The 22,114-nt window shown below is 71.4% G+C and carries 24 protein-coding genes; 19 read left to right on the top strand and 5 right to left on the bottom strand.

Annotation, left to right across the window (positions count from 1 at the left end; genetic code table 11):
- The first annotated feature begins 100 nt into the window (after positions 1-100).
- The 3 genes from B0E54_RS24835 (at position 101) to B0E54_RS24825 (ending at position 2,608) form a co-directional block, all read left to right on the top strand.
- Positions 101-1,054, top strand: coding sequence for a heme o synthase (locus B0E54_RS24835; protein ID WP_234588439.1), 954 nt, complete (start codon positions 101-103; stop codon positions 1,052-1,054).
- A gap of 289 nt (positions 1,055-1,343) precedes the next feature.
- Entirely contained in the window at positions 1,344-1,679 is a 336-nt protein-coding gene (locus B0E54_RS24830; protein ID WP_234588438.1) for a hypothetical protein, read from the top strand.
- A 14-nt stretch (positions 1,680-1,693) separates the two neighbouring features.
- Positions 1,694-2,608: a RimK family alpha-L-glutamate ligase gene (locus B0E54_RS24825; RefSeq protein ID WP_234588436.1), complete on the top strand. Its 915-nt coding sequence runs from the start codon at positions 1,694-1,696 to the stop codon at positions 2,606-2,608.
- Between the two features lie 228 nt (positions 2,609-2,836).
- Here B0E54_RS24825 and B0E54_RS24820 read toward each other — a convergent pair whose 3' ends face one another.
- Positions 2,837-3,799 (bottom strand): heme A synthase, encoded by a 963-nt coding sequence (locus B0E54_RS24820; RefSeq protein ID WP_374109314.1) that lies wholly within the window; start codon positions 3,797-3,799, stop codon positions 2,837-2,839.
- Positions 3,800-3,972: 173 nt separating this feature from the next.
- On the opposite strand from B0E54_RS24820, the gene B0E54_RS24815 reads away from it, so the two are divergent.
- The 12 genes from B0E54_RS24815 (at position 3,973) to B0E54_RS24760 (ending at position 13,507) form a co-directional block, all read left to right on the top strand.
- On the top strand, positions 3,973-4,695 hold the full coding sequence (locus B0E54_RS24815; protein ID WP_234588466.1) for a metalloregulator ArsR/SmtB family transcription factor: 723 nt from the start codon (positions 3,973-3,975) through the stop codon (positions 4,693-4,695).
- Positions 4,692-6,122: a Fe-S cluster assembly protein SufB gene (sufB, locus tag B0E54_RS24810; protein ID WP_234588434.1), complete on the top strand. Its 1,431-nt coding sequence runs from the start codon at positions 4,692-4,694 to the stop codon at positions 6,120-6,122. The genes B0E54_RS24815 and sufB overlap by 4 nt, the downstream gene beginning before the upstream one ends.
- 92 nt (positions 6,123-6,214) lie before the next feature.
- The gene (gene sufD / locus B0E54_RS24805; protein ID WP_234588433.1) at positions 6,215-7,360 is read left to right on the top strand and encodes a Fe-S cluster assembly protein SufD; all 1,146 of its coding nucleotides are present in this window, start codon (positions 6,215-6,217) and stop codon (positions 7,358-7,360) included.
- Positions 7,360-7,686, top strand: coding sequence for a non-heme iron oxygenase ferredoxin subunit (locus B0E54_RS24800; protein ID WP_234588432.1), 327 nt, complete (start codon positions 7,360-7,362; stop codon positions 7,684-7,686). The genes sufD and B0E54_RS24800 overlap by 1 nt, the downstream gene beginning before the upstream one ends.
- Complete coding sequence (gene sufC, locus B0E54_RS24795; protein ID WP_234588431.1) at positions 7,686-8,459, top strand: Fe-S cluster assembly ATPase SufC; 774 nt, start codon at positions 7,686-7,688, stop codon at positions 8,457-8,459. The genes B0E54_RS24800 and sufC overlap by 1 nt, the downstream gene beginning before the upstream one ends.
- 20 nt (positions 8,460-8,479) lie before the next feature.
- The gene (locus B0E54_RS24790; protein ID WP_234588430.1) at positions 8,480-9,784 is read left to right on the top strand and encodes a cysteine desulfurase; all 1,305 of its coding nucleotides are present in this window, start codon (positions 8,480-8,482) and stop codon (positions 9,782-9,784) included.
- A gap of 2 nt (positions 9,785-9,786) precedes the next feature.
- Entirely contained in the window at positions 9,787-10,260 is a 474-nt protein-coding gene (gene sufU / locus B0E54_RS24785; RefSeq protein WP_234588465.1) for a Fe-S cluster assembly sulfur transfer protein SufU, read from the top strand.
- Between the two features lie 73 nt (positions 10,261-10,333).
- Complete coding sequence (locus B0E54_RS24780) at positions 10,334-10,861, top strand: metal-sulfur cluster assembly factor (RefSeq protein WP_255787607.1); 528 nt, start codon at positions 10,334-10,336, stop codon at positions 10,859-10,861.
- 503 nt (positions 10,862-11,364) lie between these two features.
- Complete coding sequence (locus tag B0E54_RS24775) at positions 11,365-11,991, top strand: LysE family transporter (RefSeq protein ID WP_234588429.1); 627 nt, start codon at positions 11,365-11,367, stop codon at positions 11,989-11,991.
- Between the two features lie 53 nt (positions 11,992-12,044).
- Complete coding sequence (locus B0E54_RS24770; RefSeq protein ID WP_234588427.1) at positions 12,045-12,707, top strand: acVLRF1 family peptidyl-tRNA hydrolase; 663 nt, start codon at positions 12,045-12,047, stop codon at positions 12,705-12,707.
- 120 nt (positions 12,708-12,827) lie between these two features.
- Positions 12,828-13,139 carry a muconolactone Delta-isomerase family protein gene (locus B0E54_RS24765; protein ID WP_234588425.1) on the top strand — a complete coding sequence of 104 codons (312 nt, stop codon included), beginning with the start codon at positions 12,828-12,830 and terminating at the stop codon, positions 13,137-13,139.
- A gap of 2 nt (positions 13,140-13,141) precedes the next feature.
- Positions 13,142-13,507 carry a nuclear transport factor 2 family protein gene (locus B0E54_RS24760; protein WP_234588423.1) on the top strand — a complete coding sequence of 122 codons (366 nt, stop codon included), beginning with the start codon at positions 13,142-13,144 and terminating at the stop codon, positions 13,505-13,507.
- A gap of 175 nt (positions 13,508-13,682) precedes the next feature.
- Here B0E54_RS24760 and B0E54_RS24755 read toward each other — a convergent pair whose 3' ends face one another.
- Entirely contained in the window at positions 13,683-14,600 is a 918-nt protein-coding gene (locus B0E54_RS24755) for a neutral zinc metallopeptidase (RefSeq protein ID WP_234588421.1), read from the bottom strand.
- A gap of 263 nt (positions 14,601-14,863) precedes the next feature.
- Between B0E54_RS24755 and B0E54_RS24750 the strand changes: the two genes are divergently transcribed.
- Positions 14,864-16,468, top strand: coding sequence for an ABC-F family ATP-binding cassette domain-containing protein (locus tag B0E54_RS24750; protein ID WP_234588419.1), 1,605 nt, complete (start codon positions 14,864-14,866; stop codon positions 16,466-16,468).
- Positions 16,469-16,514: 46 nt separating this feature from the next.
- Here B0E54_RS24750 and B0E54_RS24745 read toward each other — a convergent pair whose 3' ends face one another.
- Complete coding sequence (locus B0E54_RS24745; RefSeq protein ID WP_234588417.1) at positions 16,515-17,114, bottom strand: cadmium resistance transporter; 600 nt, start codon at positions 17,112-17,114, stop codon at positions 16,515-16,517.
- A gap of 212 nt (positions 17,115-17,326) precedes the next feature.
- Between B0E54_RS24745 and B0E54_RS24740 the strand changes: the two genes are divergently transcribed.
- The 3 genes from B0E54_RS24740 (at position 17,327) to B0E54_RS24730 (ending at position 20,459) form a co-directional block, all read left to right on the top strand.
- Positions 17,327-17,554, top strand: coding sequence for a helix-turn-helix domain-containing protein (locus tag B0E54_RS24740; RefSeq protein ID WP_007462679.1), 228 nt, complete (start codon positions 17,327-17,329; stop codon positions 17,552-17,554).
- A gap of 46 nt (positions 17,555-17,600) precedes the next feature.
- Positions 17,601-18,368, top strand: a complete 768-nt coding sequence (locus B0E54_RS24735) for an enoyl-CoA hydratase/isomerase family protein (protein ID WP_234588415.1) — start codon at positions 17,601-17,603, stop codon at positions 18,366-18,368.
- Between the two features lie 114 nt (positions 18,369-18,482).
- Positions 18,483-20,459: an ABC transporter ATP-binding protein gene (locus tag B0E54_RS24730; protein WP_234588462.1), complete on the top strand. Its 1,977-nt coding sequence runs from the start codon at positions 18,483-18,485 to the stop codon at positions 20,457-20,459.
- 102 nt (positions 20,460-20,561) lie between these two features.
- Here B0E54_RS24730 and mug read toward each other — a convergent pair whose 3' ends face one another.
- Together mug and B0E54_RS24720 are read right to left on the bottom strand one after the other, a co-directional pair.
- Positions 20,562-21,161, bottom strand: a complete 600-nt coding sequence (gene mug, locus B0E54_RS24725; RefSeq protein ID WP_234588413.1) for a G/U mismatch-specific DNA glycosylase — start codon at positions 21,159-21,161, stop codon at positions 20,562-20,564.
- A 44-nt stretch (positions 21,162-21,205) separates the two neighbouring features.
- Positions 21,206-21,967, bottom strand: coding sequence for an SDR family oxidoreductase (locus B0E54_RS24720; RefSeq protein WP_234588410.1), 762 nt, complete (start codon positions 21,965-21,967; stop codon positions 21,206-21,208).
- Positions 21,968-22,114: the final 147 nt, after the last annotated feature.

The following is a 22,114-nucleotide window of genomic DNA, read 5'->3' as shown; positions in this document are numbered from 1 at the left end:
CAGCCAAAACGACAACGCGTAGTGTGTGGGTCGGTGTGCGGTCGCAAGTGGGCCCCGCCCGACTCGATCTCCCCGTGCCGATGCCGGAAGGTGGCAATCCGTGAGCATGATCACCGAGCGCCCCGCGAGCAACCCCGCCGGGCAGTCCCCGGCCCGGGCGGCCGAGGGTCCGGTGGCGCGGCGGGACGTGCGCGCGATCGTGTCGGCGTACGTGGCGCTCACCAAGCCGCGCATCGTCGAACTGCTGCTGGTCACCACCGTCCCGGCGATGATGCTCGCCGAGGGGGGTCTGCCGTCGCTGTGGTTGATGGCAGTGGTGCTCATCGGTGGCTCGCTCGCCGCGGGGGCGGCCAGCGTGCTCAACTGCTACATCGACCGGGACATCGACCAGTTGATGCGGCGGACCAAGCGGCGTCCGCTGCCGGCGCACACGGTGTCGCCGCGTAGCGCGCTCGTCTTCGGCCTGGTGCTGGCGGCGATCTCGATCGTCCTGATGGCGGCGTTCACCAACCTGCTCGCCGCTGGGCTGACGCTCGCCGCGATCGTCTACTACGACGTCGTCTACACGCTCTGGCTCAAGCGCTCCACGCCGACGAACACGTTCTGGGGTGGCGCCTGCGGGGCCGCTCCGGTGCTGATCGGGTGGGCGGCGGTTACCGGCGGGCTCGCCCCGGCGGCCTGGGGCCTGTTCGCCGTGGTCTTCTTCTGGCAGATGCCGCACTTCTACCCCCTCGCCATGAAGTACAAGGACGACTACGCCCGCGCCGGTATCCCGATGCTGCCGGTGGTGGCCTCCATCCGGCGGGTGAACGCCGAGATCCTGATCTTCGCGTGGCTCACCGTGCTCACCTCCCTCGCGGTCTGGCCGCTGGGCCTCAGCGCGATCTACGGCGTGCCGACCCTCGTCGTGGGCGCCATCTTCATCGTCGAGGCGCACCGGCTCTGCCGGCGGGCGACCCGCGGCGAGGCGGTCAAGCCGATGCGGCTGTTCCACTGGTCGACGACGTACCTGACGATCGTCTTCGTGGCCGTCGCGCTCGACGCGCTGATCTGACGCCTGTCGCGCGGACGTCCCGCGGCGGTGCACCGGAAATCCGCAGACTAATCATGGTCGTGGATGAGTTGTCCGGGTTTAACGTCACATGAGAGTAACTTTCGCCATGAGTCGGATCGACTCAACCTGCGGGTGGTGAACCCTGATTTGCCCAAGTGATTAGTGCAGGAAAGTCCGGATATAACCGGACAGGAAGTCTGTGCTCATCCTTAAACCTGTAGGTAATTGGCATCACAAAAGGTTCATGGTTCTCGCACGCGCGAGTGCAACTCTGCTTAGGCTTCGCGTCATGGCAGATGGTTCCGATACGACGCTGACGGCTGAGCAGACCGCCGGCGAGCAGGCCCCGCACGGCCTGGTCGCAGGCCTTCAGTCGTTCGCCGCCGCGCACGGCGGCGCGAAGGCCGTCATCGAGTACGTCGGTAAGCGCGGCGCACGGATCGTCCTCGTGGGCGCCGACGGTGAGTGGGGCGACCAGTTCGCCGAGGACACCGTCACCGCTCGGGAGGCGTGCGCCAAGGCGGGAGTCACCGTCGAGAACGCCTGGGAGCGTGAACTGATGGACCAGATGCGACCGAGCAACGACCTCTGGCGGTCGATGGCCCGGCGCACGATGGCCCGTTGAGATAGACAGCTGAATTGACCAACCACCACCAGTCGACCCGGGGGGAACCCCGGGTCGCTCTCGTCACCTGCACCGAGCTGGTCAACCTCGACCCCGACGACCGTCTCGTCCTCGACCCGCTCAGCGCCCGGGGGATCGCCGCCGAGGCGGTCGTCTGGGACGACCCGGCCGTCGACTGGTCCTCGTACGACCTCGTCGTGCTCCGCTCACCGTGGGACTACGCCCTGCGCCGCGACGAGTTCGTCGCCTGGGCCGCGTCCGTGCCCGCGCTGGTCAACCCGGCCGACGTGGTGCGGTGGAACACCGACAAGCGCTACCTGGCCGAGCTGAGCGCCGCCGGGGTGCCGACCGTGCCGACGTCCTGGGTCGAGCCGGGGGAGACCTGGTCGCCGCCCGCCGGGACGGGCGAGTACGTGCTCAAGCCCTCGGTCAGCGCCGGCAGCCAGGACACCGGCCGGTACGACCTGGCCGACCCGGAGCACCGCGACCTGGCCCGCGCCCACGTACACCGCCTCTCCGCCGCCGGCCGCACGACGATGGTCCAGCCGTACCTGAGCGCCGTCGACAGCGAGGGCGAGACCGCGCTGCTCTTCCTGGCCGGCCCGGACGGGCTCGCGTACAGCCACGCCATCCGCAAGGGCCCGATGCTGACCGGCCCGGATCTCGGCCCGGACGGTCTCTACAAGGCCGAGGAGATCAGCTCCCGAGCCGCGCACCCCGAGCAGTTGGCGGTCGCCGAGCGGACCCTCGCCGCGGTGCCCGGTGGCACGCGTCGACTGCTCTACGCCCGGGTCGACCTGATCCCCGGCCCGGACGGCGACCCGGTCCTGGTCGAACTGGAGCTGACCGAGCCGTCGCTCTTCATCGGGTACGCCGACGGCGCCCCCGATCGCCTCGCCACCGCGATAGCCACCCACCTGACCCGCTGAGCCTGATCTCCCACCCCGCCGCCTGGCCGTGGGCGTACCTCGAAGATCCGCGCAACATCGGGGATGTTGCTGCCTCGCCCGGCCGGGAAGCAGCAACATCCCCGATGTTGTGTAGATCTTGAGGAAAGTGCAAGATCGCCGCGGGGTGACGGCCGGGCGCGGGGTGACGGGGTGCTCGGGCGCGGGCCTGCGCCTGCGGGGCGCGGGTGGCGGGTGCTCGGTGCGGTGTCAGGCGGTGACCGGGACGGCTTCGACCTCGGTCGCGGTGGCCTGCGGCGCCGATGCCACCGGGCGGCGTTCGCGGGTGGACCACTGGACCGAGAGGGCGGCCAGCAGCACCAGGCACGAGCCGAGCATGTGCGCGCCGACCAGGATCGCCGGCACGTGGGTGAAGTACTGCACGAAGCCGATGAGCCCCTGACCCAGCTCCACCGCGAGCAGGACGACGGCGGCGCGGGTGGCCCGCGCCGCGCCGACCGCGCGGAACGCGAAGATCAACGCCACCGACAGGCCGATCAGCAGGAAGACGCCGTCGGCGTGCACCTGGGAGATCGACTCCGGGTCCAGTCCGTTGCGGGCCGCGCCATGGTCGCCGGCGTGCGGGCCGCTGCCGGTGACCCAGGTGCCGATCACCAGCACCGCGACGGTGACGCCGGTGGTGACCCGGGCCAGCGTGCGCAGGGGGGAGGGCACCACGGCGACCGTCGGGGCGTCCGGTTCGTCGACCCGCCGCCAGAGGGCGTACGCGGCGGCGAGCACCGCCATCGAGGCGAGGAAGTGCAGCCCGACCACCCACGGGTTGAGGTTGGTGAGCACCGTGATGCCACCGATCACCGCCTGGGCGGGAATGCCCAGGAAGACGGCGACGGCGAGGGTCAGCACCCCGCGGCGGCGGGGCCGGTATGCCAGGACGGCCAGCACGGTGGCCAGCGCGATCAGGCCCACCGCGAAGGTGAGCATCCGGTTGCTGAACTCGATGACGCCGTACACGCCCATCTCGGGTGTCGTGACGTACGAGTCGTCGGTGCACCGGGGCCAGGTGGGGCAGCCGAGGCCCGACGCGGTCAACCGGACCGCCCCGCCGGTGACGACGATGGCCACGTTCGCGATGATCGAGGCGAGCGCGAGGCGGCGCAGCAGGAGACCGGAGACCGGACGGACGATGCGGTTCACGGCCCAAATCCTACGCACCGTAGTGCTCGAGGTTCGTCCGACTCCGCCGGCCCGGTGGTTCGGATCACCGGGGCCCGGGTTTGCGACCCTCCGGGTAATTACGTAACGTTGGCGTTGTGAAAAACGCGGCGGCGCTCTCCGGGCACCAGCCGACGGCTGCCCAGGCCGTCGGCGCGTCCGCGTCCGCCCTCATCGGGGCCTCGTCGTCCGCGCTGGGCGGCGCCACGACGGAGATCTCCACCCGGGACCGCGTCACCCAGCTGCTGCTGGAGCGGGGCGCGACCACCGCCGCGCAGCTCGGTCTGGCGCTCGGCCTCAGCCCGGCGGCGATCCGCCGGCACCTGGACGCGATGCTCGCCGACGGTGACGTCGTCGCCCGCGACCAGACGGTGCGGGGGAGCCGCGGTCGGGGGCGTCCGGCCAAGGTGTTCGTGCTGACCGACGCGGCCCGGGTCCGCTGTGGCACACACCACTACGACAACATGGCCACCGCCGCGCTGCGCTGGATCGCCCGCAGCGGAGGCCCGGACGCGGTCGAGGCGTTCGCCACCGAGCAGGTGTCCGCACTGGAGACGCGCTGCCGCGCCGCCATGGAGGACGCCGGCGACGACCCCCTCGCGCGGGCTGAGGCACTCGCCGGAGCGCTCACCGCCGAGGGTTACGCTGCCAACGCGACCACGATCGCCTCCGGCGGCCAGCTCTGCCAGCACCACTGCCCGGTGGCGCACGTGGCCGCCGAGTTTCCCCAGCTGTGCGAGGCCGAGACCGCGGTGATCTCCCGTCTGGTCGGCACCCACGTACAGCGCCTGGCCACCATCGCGCACGGCGACGGGGTGTGCACCACGCACATCCCGACCCAGCCGGGCCGCGCTCAATCCGGTAATCCCGTCACCACTGTGAGGACAGATAGATGACCGAGCAGATCGTCCAGCCCCTGACCCAGGAAGAGCAGCTCGCCGCCCTGGGTCGCTACGAGTACGGCTGGTCCGACCCGGACGCCGCCGGGGCGGTCGCCCAGCGTGGCATCAACGAGGCAGTGGTGCGGGACATCTCGGCCAAGAAGAACGAGCCGGCCTGGATGCTCGACCTGCGCCTCAAGGGTCTGCGGCTGTTCGGCCGCAAGCCGATGCCGGCCTGGGGCGCGGACCTCACCGGCATCGACTTCGACAACATCAAGTACTTCGTGCGGTCCACCGAAAAGCAGGCCACCAGCTGGGAGGACCTGCCCGAGGACATCAAGAACACCTACGACCGGCTGGGCATCCCGGAGGCGGAGAAGCAGCGTCTGGTCGCCGGTGTCGCGGCGCAGTACGAGTCCGAGGTCGTCTACCACAAGATCCGTGAGGACCTTGAGGAGCAGGGCGTCCTCTTCCTGGACACCGACACGGCGCTGCGCGAGCACGAGGACGTCTTCAAGGAGTACTTCGGCACGGTGATCCCGGTCGGCGACAACAAGTTCGCCGCCCTGAACACCTCCGTCTGGTCCGGTGGCTCGTTCATCTACGTGCCGAAGGGCGTGCACGTGGAGATCCCGCTGCAGGCCTACTTCCGGATCAACACGGAGAACATGGGCCAGTTCGAGCGGACGCTGATCATCGTCGACGAGGGCGCGTACGTGCACTACGTCGAGGGCTGCACCGCGCCGCTCTACTCCTCGGACTCGCTGCACAGCGCCGTCGTGGAGATCATCGTCAAGAAGAACGCGCGCTGCCGGTACACGACCATCCAGAACTGGTCGAACAACGTCTACAACCTGGTCACCAAGCGCGCCGTCTGCCATGAGGGCGCGACCATGGAGTGGGTCGACGGCAACATCGGCTCCAAGGTGACGATGAAGTACCCGGCGGTCTACATGACCGGCGAGCACGCCAAGGGCGAGGTGCTCTCGGTGGCGATGGCCGGCGAGGGCCAGCACCAGGACGCGGGCGCCAAGATGGTGCACGCCGCGCCGCACACCTCCTCGTCCATCATCTCCAAGTCGATCGCCCGTGGCGGCGGCCGCACCTCGTACCGCGGTCTGGTGCAGGTGCTGGAGGGTTCGCACCACAGCCGGAGCACGGTCAAGTGCGACGCGCTGCTGGTCGACACCATCTCGCGCTCGGACACCTACCCGTACGTCGACATCCGCGAGGACGACGTGTCGATGGGGCACGAGGCGACCGTCTCCAAGATCAGCGACGACCAGCTCTTCTACCTGATGAGCCGGGGTCTGAGCGAGGACGAGGCGATGGCCATGATCGTCCGTGGCTTCATCGAGCCGATCGCCAAGGAGCTCCCGATGGAGTACGCCCTGGAGCTGAACCGCCTGATCGAGCTTCAGATGGAGGGCGCGGTCGGCTGACGCCGCCTCCGCCCGCGGTGCGGGCCGGAACCTCGGCCCGCCCGCACCCTGCCCCAACCTCGTCGTCACGGAACAGACAGACCAAGGAAGACATGACTACCCAGGCTTCCGCGCCACCGCCCAGCACCAAGTCGCAGGCGTTGCGCTCGTACGACGTCGCCGACTTCCCGGCCCTCACCGGCCTGGAGGAGGAGTGGCGTTTCACCCCGCTCAAGCGACTGCGCGGCCTCGCCGGCGACGCGCAGGCCGGTACCGGCACGGTCCGGCACGAGTACGGCGAGCTGCCCGAGGGCGTGGCCATCGAGCGCATCGGCACCGACGACCCGCGGGTGGGCAGCGTGCTCACCCCGGTCGACCGGGTCAGCGCGCTCGCGTACGGCGGCGCCGGGCAGGCGCTGCTGTTCTCGGTCGCGAGCGATGTCGTGGTGGGCGCCCCGGTGAGCGTGCGGGTGGTCGGCGACGGTGGCGAGGGTCTGGCCTTCGGGCACACCTTCGTCGAGGTGGGCCGCTTCGCGGAGCTGACGCTGGTGCTGGAGCACGTCGGCTCGGCGACCCTGGCGGACAACGTCGAGGTGTCGGTGGGCGACGGGGCCAAGCTGACCCTGGTCACCGTGGCCGACTGGGCACCGGACGCGGTGCAGGCGCAGCACCTCAAGTTCAAGCTCGGCCGCGACGCCCGGGTGACGCACGTGCAGGTGAGCCTGGGCGGTGACCTGGTGCGCCAGTTCACCAGCGTGGAGTACACCGGTCGGGGCGGCGAGGCCGAGCTGTACGGCGTCTACTTCGCCGACGGGGGCCAGCACCTGGAGCACCGGCAGCTCGTCGACCACAACGTTCCGGACTGCCGCAGCTACGTCGGCTACCGGGGCGCCCTGCAGGGCGCGGACGCGCACACCGTCTGGGTGGGCGACGTGCTGATCCAGGCCGAGGCGACCGGCACCGACACGTACGAGATCAACCGGAACCTGCTGCTCACCGACGGCGCGCGGGCGGACTCCGTACCCAATCTGGAGATCGAGACCGGCGAGATCGCCGGCGCCGGCCACGCCAGCGCGACCGGCCGCTTCGACGACGAGCAGTTGTTCTACCTGATGGCCCGGGGCATCCCGGAGGGTGAGGCCCGCCGACTGGTGGTCCGCGGCTTCTTCGCCGAGGTGATCAACAAGATCCCGGTCGAGGAGCTGCGCGAGCGCCTGGGCGACGCGATCGAGGCCCGGCTGGCCAAGGCGGGCGCCTGATGATCCGCATCTGCTCCACCGAGGACGTGCCGAAGGGCACCGCGATCAGCGCGGACGTCGACGGCACCCCGATCGCCCTGGTGCACGGCGAGGACGGCGAGTTCTACGCCGCGTACGACGAGTGCTCGCACGCCGCGGTCGCCCTCTCCGAGGGTGAGGTCGACGGCTGCACGCTGGAGTGCTGGCTGCACGGCTCGCGCTTCGACCTGCGCACCGGTGCGCCGACCGGCCTGCCCGCCACCGAACCCGTCCCCGTCTACCCCGTCGAAGTCCGCGACGGCGACATCTACCTCAGCCTGACGCCGAGTAATGGAGTGACCCGATAATGAGCACCCTGGAGATCCGCGACCTGAAGGTGTCGGTCAAGCTGCCCGAGGGTGAGCTCAAGCCGATCCTGGCCGGCGTCGACCTGACCGTGAAGTCGGGGGAGACCCACGCGATCATGGGCCCGAACGGGTCCGGCAAGTCCACCCTGGCGTACTCGATCGCCGGCCACCCCAAGTACGAGATCACCGGCGGTTCGGTGACCCTCGACGGCGAGGACGTGCTGGCCATGACCGTCGACGAGCGCGCTCGCGCCGGCCTCTTCCTGGCCATGCAGTACCCGGTCGAGGTCCCCGGCGTCTCGGTGGCGAACTTCCTGCGCACCGCGAAGACCGCCATCGACGGCGAGGCCCCGAAGCTGCGCACCTGGGGTGGCGAGCTGCGCGGCGCGATGGAGCGCCTGCAGATGGACCCGGCGTTCGCCCAGCGCAACGTCAACGAGGGCTTCTCCGGCGGTGAGAAGAAGCGGCACGAGATCGTCCAGCTGGAGCTGCTGAAGCCGAAGATCGCGGTCCTCGACGAGACCGACTCGGGCCTCGACGTGGACGCGCTGCGCGTTGTCAGCGAGGGCGTCAACCGGGTCCGCGACACCGGTGACACCGGCGTGCTGCTGATCACCCACTACACGCGGATCCTGCGCTACATCAAGCCGGACTTCGTGCACGTCTTCGTGGCCGGCCGGATCGTCGAGCAGGGCGGCCCGGAGCTGGCCGACAAGCTCGAGGCCGAGGGCTACGAGCGGTACGCCGCCGGGGCCGGCACGGCCAAGGCCTGAGTGGGGAAGGCGCTGCCGAGATGACCAGCATCGCGATCCCCGAGGGGATGCCGCAGTACGACGACGTGCCGCGTTTCGACGTGGCCCGGGTACGCGCCGACTTCCCGATCCTCGATCGGGAGATCAACGGGCACCCGCTGGTCTACCTCGACAGCGCCAACACCTCGCACAAGCCCCGGCAGGTGCTCGACGTGCTCGACGAGCACTACGCGCGGCACAACGCCAACGTGTCGCGCTCGGTGCACACCCTGGGCACCGAGGCCACCGAGGCGTACGAGGGGGCGCGGGCCAAGATCGCCGCGTTCATCAACGCGCCGAGCGTCGACGAGGTGGTGTTCACCAAGAACTCCACCGAGGCGATCAACATCGTGGCGTACGCCTTCTCGAACGCCTCCCTGCGCCCGGACGGTGACCCCCGGTTCCGGCTCGGCCCCGGCGACGAGGTGGTGATCTCCGAGATGGAGCACCACTCGAACATCGTCCCGTGGCAGCTGCTCTGCGAGCGGACCGGCGCGACCCTGCGCTGGTTCCCGGTGACCGACCAGGGTCGGCTCGACGAGTCGGGCCTGGAGGACCTGGTCACCGAACGGACGAAGATCGTCTCGCTGGTGCACGTGTCCAACATCCTCGGCACCGTCAACGCGACCTCCCGGATCACCGCGCGGGTCCGCGAGGTGGGTGCGCTGCTGCTGCTGGACTGCTCGCAGTCGGTGCCGCACCTGCCCATCGACGTCGTCGACCTGGACGCCGACTACATCGTGTTCACCGGGCACAAGATGCTCGGTCCGACCGGCATCGGCGTGCTCTGGGGCCGCGGTGAGCTGCTGGCGGCCATGCCGCCGGTGATGGGCGGCGGCTCGATGATCGAGACGGTGACCATGGCCCGGTCGACGTTCGCCGCGCCGCCGGCCCGCTTCGAGGCGGGCACCCCGCCGATCGCCGAGGCTGTCGCGCTCGGTGCGGCCGTCGACTACCTGACCGGCGTCGGGATGCGGGCCGTCCAGTGGCACGAGAAGGAGCTGACGGCGTACGCGCTGGAGGCCCTCGGCACGGTGCCGGACCTGCGGATCTTCGGCCCGACCGTGCCGGTGGGCCGCGGCGGCACCATCTCGTTCGCCCTCGGTGACGTGCACCCGCACGACGTGGGCCAGGTGCTCGACTCGCTCGGCGTGCAGGTGCGGGTGGGCCACCACTGCGCGAAGCCGGTGTGCAGCCGGTTCGGCGTCCCGGCGATGACCCGGGCCTCGTTCTACCTCTACACCACCACCGAGGAGATCGACGCCCTGGTGGGCGGTCTGGAGCAGGTGCGGAAGGTGTTCGACTGATGGTGCAACTCGACCAGCTCTACCAGGAGATCATCCTGGACCACTACAAGCATCCGCACGGCCGTGGCCTGCGTGACGCCGACGACGCGACCGACCAGGTCGCGGAAGCGCACCACGTCAACCCGACCTGCGGCGACGAGATCACCGTCCGGGTGGCCACCGACGGCGACGTGCTGCACGACATCTCGTACGACGGCATGGGCTGCTCGATCAGCCAGGCCTCGGCGAGCGTGCTGCACGAACTGCTGCGCGGTCGGGGCACCGGGGAAGCATTCGAGGTGCACGAGGCGTTCGTCGAGTTGATGTCGGGACGTGGCCAGGTCACGCCCGACGAGGACGTACTCGGTGACGGGGTGGCCTTCGCGGGCGTCGCCCGCTACCCCGCCCGGGTGAAGTGCGCGCTGCTGCCGTGGATGGCGTTCAAGGACGCCGCGGCACGCGCCGGCGTGGGCGTGGGCCCGGAGGTGAAGGCGTGAGCGTGCGTCAGGGAGCGATTTCCAGCAGCACTGTGGTGCCGGGTGGCATCACGAAGCGAACCGGAGGGACGGCATGAGCGAGAACACCGCTACCGCGGCGACGCCGGAGGCCGGTGACGCCACCGCGGCGCCGCAGACCGACGCCGTGACGACCGACGGAGCCCCGACGACCGACGCCGTTGCGACCGACGGCGCTGCGACGACCGACGGCGCTGCGGCCGACGCGGCTGCGGCGCCGGGTGCCGGCGACGCCGCCACCTCGACGGGCGGCGTCAGCAAGGCGATGATCGCCGACATCGAGGAGGCGATGAAGGACGTCGTCGACCCCGAGTTGGGCATCAACGTGGTCGACCTCGGCCTGGTGTACGGGGTGCACGTCGACGACGAGAACGTCGCGACCCTGGACATGACGCTCACCTCGGCGGCCTGCCCGCTGACCGACGTCATCGAGGACCAGGCCCGGCAGGCGCTGACCACCGGCCCGGGCGGCGGCCTGGTCAACGACATCCGGATCAACTGGGTGTGGCTCCCGCCGTGGGGTCCGGACAAGATTACCGACGAGGGTCGGGACCAGCTCCGTTCCCTCGGCTTCAACGTCTGACCCGACTCCGTCCCACAGTCGTCGAGCGCGGTGCCCTCCGGGGCGCCGCGCTCGATCCGTTGCGGATGCGCGGGAAACCGCAGTGGCCCGGAGCCCAGTACTTTATCGACCCTGACGGGCCCAAGATCGTGCTCGATCATTGATGTAGTGGCCTCGGTGCGTCGCCGAGGCCACTACATCCTGCTTGGAGCGCGATCTTGGCCGGATCGTCGTTGACGTTCGCGGCTCGCCTCCAGATGGGCTTGCTCGCCGGCGGCCTTGGCAAGATCCGCGCAACTTCACCGATGTTGCTGTCTCCCGCCAGGCTGAGGCAGCAACATCGGCGATGTTGTGAGGATCTTGGCGTGGGCGTGGGCGAAAGTCCGTTGCGGGGGCGTGGGTGGGGCGCGCAGGATGCCGACTGTGATTGAGGCGTACCCGATGCAGGTTTCTGTCCGTGCGGCCACCGCCGCGCGTCGACAGCGCACCGTGCCCGGGGTGGCCTCGACCCGTCGCCCGTCGTCGTGAGCGGCGCGTTCCTCGCCGGTCTGGTGGCCGGGTACGGCGTCGCCATCCCGGTCGGCGCGATAGCGATCCTCATCCTGGGGCTCAGCGCCCGTACCTCGTTCCGGGTCGGCGCGGCCGCGGCGCTCGCGGTGGCGACGGCCGACGGGCTGTACGCGGCGGTCGCCGCGTTCGGCGGCGCGGGCCTGGCCGGGGTCGTCGCCCCGGCGGCCGGTCCGCTGCGGGTGGTCGCCGCAGTGGTCCTGCTGGGGCTCGCCGCGCACGGCCTCTGGCGCACGTGGACCACCCACCGCGCCCGGCCGGCGCCATCGGCCGGCGGGGGCCTGCGTACTCCCGCTCGGGCGTACGCGGCGGTGCTCGGGCTGACCCTGCTGAACCCGATGACAGTGCTCTACTTCGCCGCGCTGGTGCTCGGGCGCCGGGACACCGCGGACGCGAACGGGCTGACCGCCGGGCTCTTCGTGGCCGGCGTGTTCCTGGCGTCGGCGAGCTGGCAGCTGCTCATCGCGGGCGGCGGCACGATGGTCGGCCGGGCGCTGACCGGGCCGCGTGGCCGGCTCGTCACCGGCCTGGTCTCCAGCGCGCTCATCGCCGCGCTCGCGGTGGTGGCGCTGCTGCCCGGCTGAGGCCGAGCCCGCCCGACGCCCCGCCCCGAGTCGTCGTGGCGTACGGTCGGGCCGTGACCAGTCGACCCGCAGCCGGGGGCGGCCGGTGGGTCGAGGTCGACCCGGCCCGCGTCGGCCGCTGGGTCGAGGGCTTCGCCGACCGGCACGGCCCGCCCACCACCACCGCGCGGGAGTTCGGCCTGCTGCTCACCGCACCCGACGGGACCACCGCCGAGCTGTACGCCCCGCCGGGCGCTCCGGTCGGCGCGGACGTGGCGGCCTTCGTTGCCGCAGCCGGCGCACCGCACCGGATCGGCCTGCTGCTGGCCCGCAAGGGCGCGGTGGCGGTAGGTGTGGCGCAGGGCCCCGACCTCGTGGTCTCCAAGGTGGACACCCGGTACGTGCAGGGGCGCACCGCCGCCGGGGGATGGTCGCAGCACCGGTTCGCCCGCCGCCGCGACAACCAGGCCAAGGCGGCGCTGGGCGACGCGGCGGACCTGGCCGTACGCCTGCTGTTGCCGGAGGCGGCGCGGCTCGCGGCCCTCGTCTGCGGCGGTGACCGGCGGGCGGTGGACACGGTGCTGGCCGACCGGCGGTTGGCCCCGCTCGTGCCGCTGCGGGCCGAGCGGCTGCTCGACGTGCCGGAGCCGCGGCACGCGGTGCTGGTGGCGGCGGTGGGCGCGGCCCGGGCGGTACGGATCCGGCTGCGCGACCCGGAGCCCGACTCCGCGCGGTGACGTCGGCGGTGCGGAACGCCCAGTACTCCGGCCGGGCAACTGAGGGCCGCCGGGGAGACGACCGCCACGCAGATCGGGGTTCCCGGCGTGCTGCCGGGCCGCCGGCCGGAGGATGGGCGGGTGGAGTTCCTGGTTGACATGGTGACGACGGTGCCCGACGGCACGTCCGAGGACGAGGTCGCCGACATGCGCGCACGCGAGGCGGCGCGTTCGGCCGAGCTGGTGGCACAGGGCAGCCTCCTGCGCCTGTGGCGGCCGCCGCTGGCGCCGGGGGAGTGGCGTACGTGGGGGCTCTTCCAGGCCGCCGACGCGGACGAGTTGGAGGCGGTCCTCGCGTCGATGCCGCTGCGTGCCTGGCGGCGGGAGACGGTCACGGTGTTGACGCCGCACCCGAACGACCCGGGTCAGCCGCCCCGGCAGGCGAGGAGGTGACGATGGCCAGCAGCGAGGCGGACGTCCTGCGGACCGTCCTGGACCGGTGGAAGTCGGCTGTCGACGCCCACCAGCCGGATCAGGTCGCGTCGGTCTTCACCGAGGATGCGATCTTCCAGGGCCTGCGCCCCTACGTCGTCGGCCGGGACGGCGTCGCCGCGTACTACGCCGCGCAGCCGCTCGGCCTGACCGCCGCGTACGAGATCCGGGAGACCCGGCGGCTCGCGGACGACGCGGTCCTCGGCTATCTGGAGGTCGAGTTCGGGTTCACCGACCGACCGGCGCTGAGGGTGTACCTCGGTGTGCTGGTGCGGCGGGTCGGGGGCGCCTGGTTGATCGGGCACTACCAGGTGTCCCGGCTCGACTGAGGGCATCACATTTCCCGGACAGGTGAACTCACTGGCGTCAGTTGCCCGATGAGCGGGGTTGACGGCCTCCCCGTCCCGACGTCTGCACCCACGGCGCTGTCGGGTCTTCGGCCCGACTGGTGGTGAACATGGACGTGGCAGGCCCCTCGGGGCCTGCCACGTCGCGAATCGGGTGTCAGAGCTGGTCGGTGCCGAAGGTGTCGCAGTTCTTCGGGTCGCCCTTGTCGTAGCCCTGGGTGAACCAGCGCTTGCGCTGCTCGGACGTGCCGTGGGTGAACTGGTCCGGGTTGACCCGCCCGCCGGAGCGTTCCTGGATGCTGTCGTCACCGATCGCCTCGGCGGTGTCGACGGCCTGGTTGATGTCGGCCTCGGTGATCGACTTGAAGAGCGGCTGCTGGCCGGTCTTGTCCTTGCTCTCGGTCGCGTGCTTGGCCCAGGCGCCGGCGTAGCAGTCGGCCTGCAACTCCAGCCGCACGGAGGCGGAGCGGGGGCCGCTCTGGTCGCCCTGGCCGGCCTTCGCGTTGGTGCCGAGCAGGTCCTGGATGTGGTGGCCGTACTCGTGGGCGAGCACGTACGGCTGGGCGAACTCGCCCTTGGCCCCGAACCGGGTGGCCAGCTCGTCGTAGAAGCTCAGGTCGATGTACACCAACTTGTCGGCGGGGCAGTAGAACGGGCCGACGCCCGAGTCGGCCTGTCCACAGCCGGTGTTCACGGCATCCTGGAAGAAGTTCGTGGTGGTGGGCTCGTACTTGCCGTTGCCCAGCTCCGGGTACTCCTTCTGCCAGTACGCCTGGATGCTGTTGACGTAGAGCAGGTTGCGGCAGCGCGCGTCCTGGAGACGGTCGGGGTTCGCGGTGGAGCACACCTGGTCCAGGTCGTCACCCCCGGCCTGGCCGCCCCCGTCGCCGTTGTTCATCGCGTTGAGGCCGAAGCCGCCGCCGAGCAGGGCGACGATGACGGCGACCACGATGCCGATGATGCCGCCCCGGCCGCCACCGCCCGGGATGGGGATGCCCATGCCACCGCCCCCGCCGCCCCGACCCAGGTCGTTGGCCTGGGAGGTGTCGAGCTCGGCCCGCTCGTTGAGTTCCATGCTGACCCCGATCGCCGTATGCCGGTGAATGTCTGGTGTATGTCGTTTTATCGCTTCAGTGCCGGACGGGGTCCGGACAGGCGATCCGGTACCCGATGATCTTGATTGGTAATCCGGCCCGGCCGCTCGACCGCGCCCCGGTACACTTGTCCCCGTGCCGCGCTGCGAAGGCTGAACCGCCCCGCGCCGACGGGCCCACCGCCCGCCGGCGCTTTCGCGTGCCCTGAGTCAGCCTTCCAGACCCCGAGAGCGAGTCCCACGAGATGATCACTGCCACCGGCCTGGAGTTGCGCGCCGGCTCCCGGATCCTGCTGTCCGACACCACGCTGCGCGTGCAGCCCGGTGACCGGATCGGCCTGGTCGGCCGCAACGGCGCCGGCAAGACCACCACCCTGAAGGTGCTCGCCGGCGAGGGGCAGCCGTACGGCGGGCAGATCGACCAGCGCAGCGCCATCGGCTACCTCCCGCAGGACCCGCGCACCGGCGACCTGGAGGTCACCGGCCGCGACCGGGTGCTCTCCGCCCGTGGCCTGGACGTGCTGATGTCCCAGATGAAGGAGATCGAGGCCCAACTGGCCGAGGACGCCAGCGACAAGCTGGTCCGCCGCTACGGCGCGCTGGAGGACCAGTTCGCCGCCCTGGGCGGGTACGCGGCCGAGGCCGAGGCCGCTCGCATCTGCGCCAACCTGGGGCTGCCGGACCGCGCGCTCGCCCAGACCATCGGCACTCTCTCCGGCGGTCAGCGCCGGCGCATCGAGCTGGCCCGGATCCTGTTCCGCGACGCCGGTGAGAACGGCGGCGGCATCCTGCTGCTCGACGAGCCGACGAACCACCTCGACGCGGACTCGATCACCTGGTTGCGGGGCTTCCTCGCCAACCACAAGGGCGGCCTCATCGTGATCTCCCACGACGGCGCGCTGCTGGAGTCGGTGGTCAACAAGGTCTGGTTCCTCGACGCCACCCGGTCCGTGATCGACGTCTACAACCTGGGCTGGAAGGCGTACCTGGAGGCCCGCGAGACCGACGAGCGCCGCCGCCGCCGGGAGCGGGCCAACGCGGAGAAGAAGGCCGGCGCGTTGATGGCGCAGGCCGACAAGATGCGGGCCAAGGCCACCAAGACCGTCGCCGCGCAGAACATGGCGCGCCGCGCCGAGAAGCTGATCTCGGGCCTGGAGGAGGTTCGCGTCGCCGACCGGGTGGCCAAGGTGCGCTTCCCCAGCCCCGCCCCGTGTGGCAAGACGCCGCTCACCGCGACCGGCCTGTCCAAGTCGTACGGCTCGCTGGAGATCTTCACCGACGTCAACGTCGCGGTGGATCGTGGTTCCCGGGTGGCCATCCTCGGGCTCAACGGCGCTGGCAAGACGACGCTGCTGCGGATGCTCGGCGGGCTGCTCACCCCGGACACGGGCGAGGTGCACGCGGGGCACGGGCTGCGGTTGGGGTACTACGCCCAGGAGCACGAGACGCTTGACGTGGAGCGGACGGTGCTGGAGAACATGCGCGCCGCCGCCGTCGAGCAGTCCGACACCGACCTGCGCAAGATCCTCGGTGCGTTCCTGTTCTCCGGCGACGACGTGAACAAGCCGGCCGGGGTGCTCTCGGGCGGCGAGAAGACCCGGCTGGCGCTGTCCACCCTGGTCTGCTCCGGCGCCAACGTGCTGCTGCTCGACGAGCCGACCAACAACCTCGACCCGGTCAGCCGCGAGCAGGTGCTCGACGCGATCGCCAACTACCCGGGCGCCATCGTGCTGGTCACGCACGACCCGGGCGCGGTGCTCGCGCTCAAGCCCGACCGCGCGATCCTGCTGCCCGACGGCGACGAGGACGCCTGGAGCGACGACCTCCTCGAACTGGTCGAGCTGGCCTGACCGCAGGGCCGTACTGGTCGAGCTGGCCTGACCGCCGCGCCGGGCCTCAGCCCAGCAGGTCGACCAGCCGGCCGAGCACGCCGGAGCTGACCAGGATCACCACGCCGATGGCGACGAAGATGGCCGGCACCAGCCAGTGGCCGGCGCGCTCCACCAGGCGTACCACCCTGCGGTGTCCACCCAGCCAGGCCGCGGCGGCGCACCACAGGCCGACGAACACGACGAAGACCAGCAGGAAGACCGCGCTGTCGCCGGGGCCGAGAGCCCGGAACACGGGTACGTAGACGGCCACGTTGTCGGCGCCGTTGGCGATGGTCACCCCGGCCACGCCGAGTGTCCCGCTGACGACAGTGGCCGGCTCGTCATCGTCCGCGCCGCGCAGCGCGCGGATGCCCAACGCGATCGGCAGCAGGCCGAGCAGCCCGGTCCACGGGTCCGGTACGACCAGCAACCCGGCGGCGACCACCGCGCTGGCCAGCGCGAGCGCGCCGATTCCCAGGTACTGGCCCGCGACGATCTGCGAGGTGCGGGGCCGGCCGGTGGTGCGGGCCGCCACGAAGAACAGCGTGAGGATGACGATGTCGTCGATGTCGGTGGCGGCGAAGACCACCGCCGCTCCGGCCGCGGTGCCCAGCAGGTCGATCACGCCCGGGAGCGTACGGGTCGAGGCGTCGCCGCGCGGCGGTGGCCCTTCCGGACGATGCGCCGGGGCCGATCGCGAGGATCACTCTATCGGGAAGCTGACATTGCATAGCGTGTCGGTTGGCGAAGAGTTGATATCTGGCGCATGATCGTCCGAGGCGGTCTAATAGGTGGGACCGTATCCGAACCGCACAGTCTGGGACGTGAGGACACAGCATGGCAGCCACTGGCACAGCCACCAGCACTGAGAAGGGTCGCCGGATCGTCGGAGCCGAGCGTCAGACGCTCGCCAAGGACCTGGTAAAGCGGTACACGTCGGGGGAGAGCATCCGCGCGCTGGCGGCCTCGACCGGCCGTTCCTACGGGTTCATCCACCGAGTGCTCACCGAGTCCGGGGTTCAGCTGCGTCAGCGCGGCGGTGCCCGGCGCCGCAAGAAGGCGTGACCCGCCCCTTCGCGTCGTTCACCAGCGCCGCGCCCCGGGCAGCCCGGTGACCGCCGAGGCGACCGGGGTTCGGCTGACCTGCGACGGGCCGGTTGCCACGGTGACGTTGTGCCGGCCCGACGTGCTCAATGCCCAGACGCCGGCGATGTGGCGCGCGATGAGCGACTTCTCTCGCGACCTGCCCGGCGACGTCCGGGTGGTGGTGCTGCGTGGCGAGGGGCGTGCGTTCTCCGCCGGCCTCGACCTCGCGGTGGCTGGCGCATCCGGCCCGGGGTCGTTCGCCGAGCTGGCCACGCTGCCCGAGCAGGAGTGCGCCGACCGGATCGCCGAGTTCCAGGCCGGCTTCACCTGGCTGCACCGGCCGGACGTCATCTCGGTGGCCGCAGTGCAGGGGCACGCGATCGGCGCGGGTTTCCAACTCGCTCTGGCCTGTGACCTGCGGATCCTGGCCGCCGACGCGAAGTTGTCGATGGCCGAGGTGACGCTCGGGCTCGTGCCCGACCTGGCCGGCACCAAGCGCCTCGTCGAGCTGGTCGGCTATTCCCGGGCGCTGGAGATCTGCGCGACCGGCCGCCGGCTGGACGCCGCCGAGGCGGACCGGATCGGCCTGGCCACTCTTGTCGTACCGCCGGCGGAGCTGGATGGCGCGGTCCGTGACCTGACCGCGGGCCTGCTGGCCGGGCCCCGCGACGCGGTGGTGGAGATCAAGGCCCTGCTCGCCGGCGCGGCGGGGCGGTCGCACGCCGACCAGCAGCGCGCCGAGCGGGAGGCACAGACCCGCCGCCTGCGGGATCTGGCCGGCCGCGGAGAATAGTAAGGACCGTACGGGAAGATCCGGGTTACGACCGAGGTTGTCAGAGTCGTCGGGAGAATTGACCTGACGTGTGTGGTCCACCCGACGACCCGGAGGTGAGCGGTGTCCAACCCGATGTCCGGCGGTGGCATGGCCGGGTGGAGCATGCTCCGGTCGATGCGTAACCGCGACGAGGTCTCCACCCACCGGCTCAAGCACGGCGTGGCCCGCCGCATCGTGGCCTTCGCCCAGCCCTACCGGCGCGACATCATCGTCTTTTTGGCCACCGTGGTGCTGGCCGCCATCATCGGCGTGGCGACGCCGGTGCTCGCCGGTGACGTCATCAACGCCATCAACCGGGGCGGCAGCGAGGCCGGCCGGCTCGTGGTCAAGCTGGCCCTGTTCATCGCCGGTCTGGCCGTCGCCGACGCGCTGCTGTCCCTGGCCCAGAGGTGGTATTCGGCCCGCATCGGCGAGGGCATCATCCTCGACCTGCGCACCCGGGTCTACGACCACGTGCAGCGGATGCCGTTGCAGTTCTTCACCCGCACCCAGACCGGGGCCCTGGTCAGCCGCCTCAACAACGACGTTCTCGGCGCCCAGCGGGCGTTCACCTCCACCCTGTCCGGTGTGGTCAGCAACGTCATCCAACTGGTCCTCACCGCCGCGGTGATGTTCACCCTCTCCTGGCAGATCACCGCCCTCTCGCTGGTGCTGCTCCCGATCTTCATCATCCCGGCCCGACGGGTCGGACGGCGGCTGGCCGACATCACCCGGGAGGCGTACAACCTCGACGCCAAGATGAGCGCGACCATGACCGAGCGGTTCGGGGTGGCCGGGGCGCTGCTGGTGAAGCTGTTCGGCCAGCCCGAGATCGAGGCCCGCCGCTTCGCCGACCGGGCCGAGCGGGTGCGTGACATCGGCATCCAGTCCGCCATGTACTCCCGGACGTTCTTCGTGGCGATGCTGCTGGTCGCCTCGCTGGCGCAGGCACTCACCTACGGCCTCGGCGGTTGGCTCGCCGTCACCGGCGGCGTCAGCGCGGGCACCGTGGTGACCCTCGCGCTGCTGCTCACGCGGCTGTACGGGCCGCTCACCGCGCTCTCCAACGTCCGGGTGGACGTGATGAGCGCCCTGGTCTCCTTCGACCGGGTCTTCGAGGTGCTCGACCTGCAGCCGGGCATCGTCGAGAAGCCCGACGCGGTGCCGGTTCCCCGCGGCAACGGTCGCGTCGACTTCCGTGACGTGCGGTTCCGCTACCCGAGCGCCGCCGAGATCTCCCTCGCCTCGCTGGAAGAGGTCGCCACCCTCGACCGGACCGTCAACGAGCCGGTGCTCAAGGGCGTCTCGTTCAGCGTCGAGCCGGGGCAGATGGTCGCCCTCGTCGGCCCGTCCGGCGCCGGCAAGTCGACGCTGTCCATGCTCATCTCCCGCATCTACGACGTCACCGACGGCCAGGTGCTGGTCGGCGGGACCGACGTGCGCGACGCGACGCTCGCCTCCCTGCGCGACGAGATCGGCGTCGTCACCCAGGATTCGCACCTGTTCCACGAGACGATCGCCGAGAACCTGCGGTACGCCAAGCCGGACGCCACCGACGACGAGATCTGGGCGGCGCTCGCCGGCGCCCAGGTCGCCGACCTCGTCCGGTCGCTGCCCGACGGGCTGGACACCACGGTGGGGGAGCGGGGCTACCGCTTCTCCGGCGGCGAGAAGCAGCGCATCGCCATCGCCCGGCTGCTGCTCAAGGCCCCGTCGATCGTGATCCTCGACGAGGCGACCGCACACCTGGACTCGGAGAGCGAGGCGGCCGTGCAGCGGGCGCTGTCGGTGGCGCTGGCCGGGCGTACCGCCCTGGTGATCGCGCACCGGCTCTCCACAGTCCGCGACGCCGACCAGATCCTCGTGCTCGACGGCGGGCGGATCGTCGAGCGGGGCCGCCACGACGAGTTGGTCGCTGTCGGCGGGCTCTACGCCGAGCTGTACCGCACCCAGTTCGCGGTCGCCGACTCGCCCCGGCCCTTCGTGGACGCGACCGGCCCCGAACCGGTGGTCATGCCCCTGGGCACGTACGTCGCCGACGAGGCGATGCCACCCGCCGCCGCCAACTGACCGATGATCGGTTGATCGACTCCGGTTCCTGGAAATCGGGGTGTCCCGGCCGCGTCGACAGGCCGACTTCCAGGAAGTCGAGTCGATCAACGGCAGGCGGCGTCAGGTCGGACGACGGTCCGGCAGGCCGGTCGCCTCGCGCAGCTCGGCGAACGCCGCGCCCAGCGTCACCGGCGTGAAGTGCGCGTTCAGTCCACTCGGGTTCGGCAGCACCCACAGCCGGGCACCGGCCAGCGACTCCGGCTGCGGCCCGAAGGCCGCCTTCGGCCGCTGAAAGCCGATCCGGTACGCGGTCACCCCGACCACCGCCACCCAGCGCGGCCGGTACCGGGTCACCTTGTCGGTCAGGATCGCGGCGCCGTCGAGCAGTTCCTCGGCGGTCAGCTCGTCGGCGCGGGCGCTGGCCCGGGCGGCCATGTTGGTGATGCCGAGCCCGAGGGCCGGCAGCTCGTCCTGTTCGCTCGGGTGCAGCAGCCGGGCGGTGAACCCGCCCAGGTGCAGCGCCGGCCAGAACCGGTTGCCGGGCCGGGCGAAATGCCAGCCGGTGGCGGCCGACCACAGGCCCGGGTTGATCCCGACGAAGAGCACCGACAGCGCCGGCGCGAGCACGTCCGGGATGGTCCGGTCGGTGGCGGCGGCCAGGTCCGCCTTGCTCGGTCGTGGATGCGCGGCACCCGTGCGACCTCCCAGCGCGGTCGGCACATCCCCGCCTCGGCCGCCCTCGCCGGGTGTCGGAGCGCCCGCTGTCACAGGCCGCGCAGCGCGCCGCCGTCGACCGGGACGGTGAGGCCGGTCAGGTAGCTGGCGGCGGGGGAGAGCACGAACGCGGCCACCCGCCCGAACTCGGCCGGGTCGCCGAGGCGGCGCAGCGGGATGCTCGCCTCCGCCTCGGCGCGGGCGCGCTCGGGGTCGCCGGTGGCGGCGAACAGCTCCCGGTTGCGGTCGGTCAGGACCCGGCCGGGCAGCAGGCCGACCACGCGTACGCCACGCGGGCCGTAGTCGTCGGCGATGTCCTTGGCGACGCCGACCAGGCCGGGCCGCAGGCCGTTGGAGATGCCGAGGCCGGGCACCGGGCCGCGCGCCGAGGTGGAGAGCACCAGCCCGATCGCGCCACCGTCGGGCAGAGCGGCGGCGACGGTGCGCGCCGCGCGGACGGTGCCCAGAAAGACGGTCTCGAAGGAGTGCCGCCACTGCTCGTCGGTGATCGACGCCGCGGTGCCGGCGGGCGGGCCGCCGACCGAGATGAGCGCGCCGTCGATCCGGCCGAAGTGCTTGCGGGCCGCCGCGACCAGCCGCTCCGGGGTCTGCGGGTCGGCCAGGTCGGCGGCGACTCCGACGGCCCGGTCCGGGCCACCCAGCGCTTCGGCGGCGGCGTCGACGGCGTCGGTGTCGCGGGCCGAGAGCACCACTCGCGCGCCGTCGGCGACCAGGCACTGCGCCGTCGCGTAGCCCAGGCCGCGGGAGGCGCCGGTGAGCACGTACACCCGGTCGGTCAGTCCGAGATCCATGTCGCCGATCCTGCCGCATCCGGCTTGGGCCCGCCAACGTGGGCGGGCGGACGCGCGGCGGGGCGCACCAGACGTACCCGACCGGCGACCTGCACCGCGACGGCGCCGCCGACGCGGGCCACGGCCGGCAGCCGGCGCGGGCGCGGC

The sequence above is a fragment of the Micromonospora sp. MH99 genome (assembly GCF_021442385.1).
In the GTDB taxonomy this organism is placed as follows: Bacteria; Actinomycetota; Actinomycetes; order Mycobacteriales; family Micromonosporaceae; genus Micromonospora.
Note: the sequence above shows the minus strand (reverse complement) of the source record. Positions and strands in the feature narration are given on the sequence as shown.

What these genes read in the sequence shown, in the direction of transcription:
- B0E54_RS24760 (WP_234588423.1), top strand. Translation starts at nt 13,142, where the DNA reads ATGGCCAGCAGCGAGGCGGACGTCCTGCGGACCGTCCTGGACCGGTGG.
- B0E54_RS24740 (WP_007462679.1), top strand. Translation starts at nt 17,327, where the DNA reads ATGGCAGCCACTGGCACAGCCACCAGCACTGAGAAGGGTCGCCGGATC.
- B0E54_RS24720 (WP_234588410.1), bottom strand. Translation starts at nt 21,967, where the DNA reads ATGGATCTCGGACTGACCGACCGGGTGTACGTGCTCACCGGCGCCTCC.
- B0E54_RS24800 (WP_234588432.1), top strand. Translation starts at nt 7,360, where the DNA reads ATGATCCGCATCTGCTCCACCGAGGACGTGCCGAAGGGCACCGCGATC.
- sufB (WP_234588434.1), top strand. Translation starts at nt 4,692, where the DNA reads ATGACCGAGCAGATCGTCCAGCCCCTGACCCAGGAAGAGCAGCTCGCC.
- B0E54_RS24830 (WP_234588438.1), top strand. Translation starts at nt 1,344, where the DNA reads ATGGCAGATGGTTCCGATACGACGCTGACGGCTGAGCAGACCGCCGGC.
- B0E54_RS24790 (WP_234588430.1), top strand. Translation starts at nt 8,480, where the DNA reads ATGACCAGCATCGCGATCCCCGAGGGGATGCCGCAGTACGACGACGTG.
- B0E54_RS24780 (WP_255787607.1), top strand. Translation starts at nt 10,334, where the DNA reads ATGAGCGAGAACACCGCTACCGCGGCGACGCCGGAGGCCGGTGACGCC.
- sufC (WP_234588431.1), top strand. Translation starts at nt 7,686, where the DNA reads ATGAGCACCCTGGAGATCCGCGACCTGAAGGTGTCGGTCAAGCTGCCC.
- B0E54_RS24750 (WP_234588419.1), top strand. Translation starts at nt 14,864, where the DNA reads ATGATCACTGCCACCGGCCTGGAGTTGCGCGCCGGCTCCCGGATCCTG.
- B0E54_RS24755 (WP_234588421.1), bottom strand. Translation starts at nt 14,600, where the DNA reads ATGGAACTCAACGAGCGGGCCGAGCTCGACACCTCCCAGGCCAACGAC.
- sufD (WP_234588433.1), top strand. Translation starts at nt 6,215, where the DNA reads ATGACTACCCAGGCTTCCGCGCCACCGCCCAGCACCAAGTCGCAGGCG.
- B0E54_RS24730 (WP_234588462.1), top strand. Translation starts at nt 18,483, where the DNA reads ATGTCCGGCGGTGGCATGGCCGGGTGGAGCATGCTCCGGTCGATGCGT.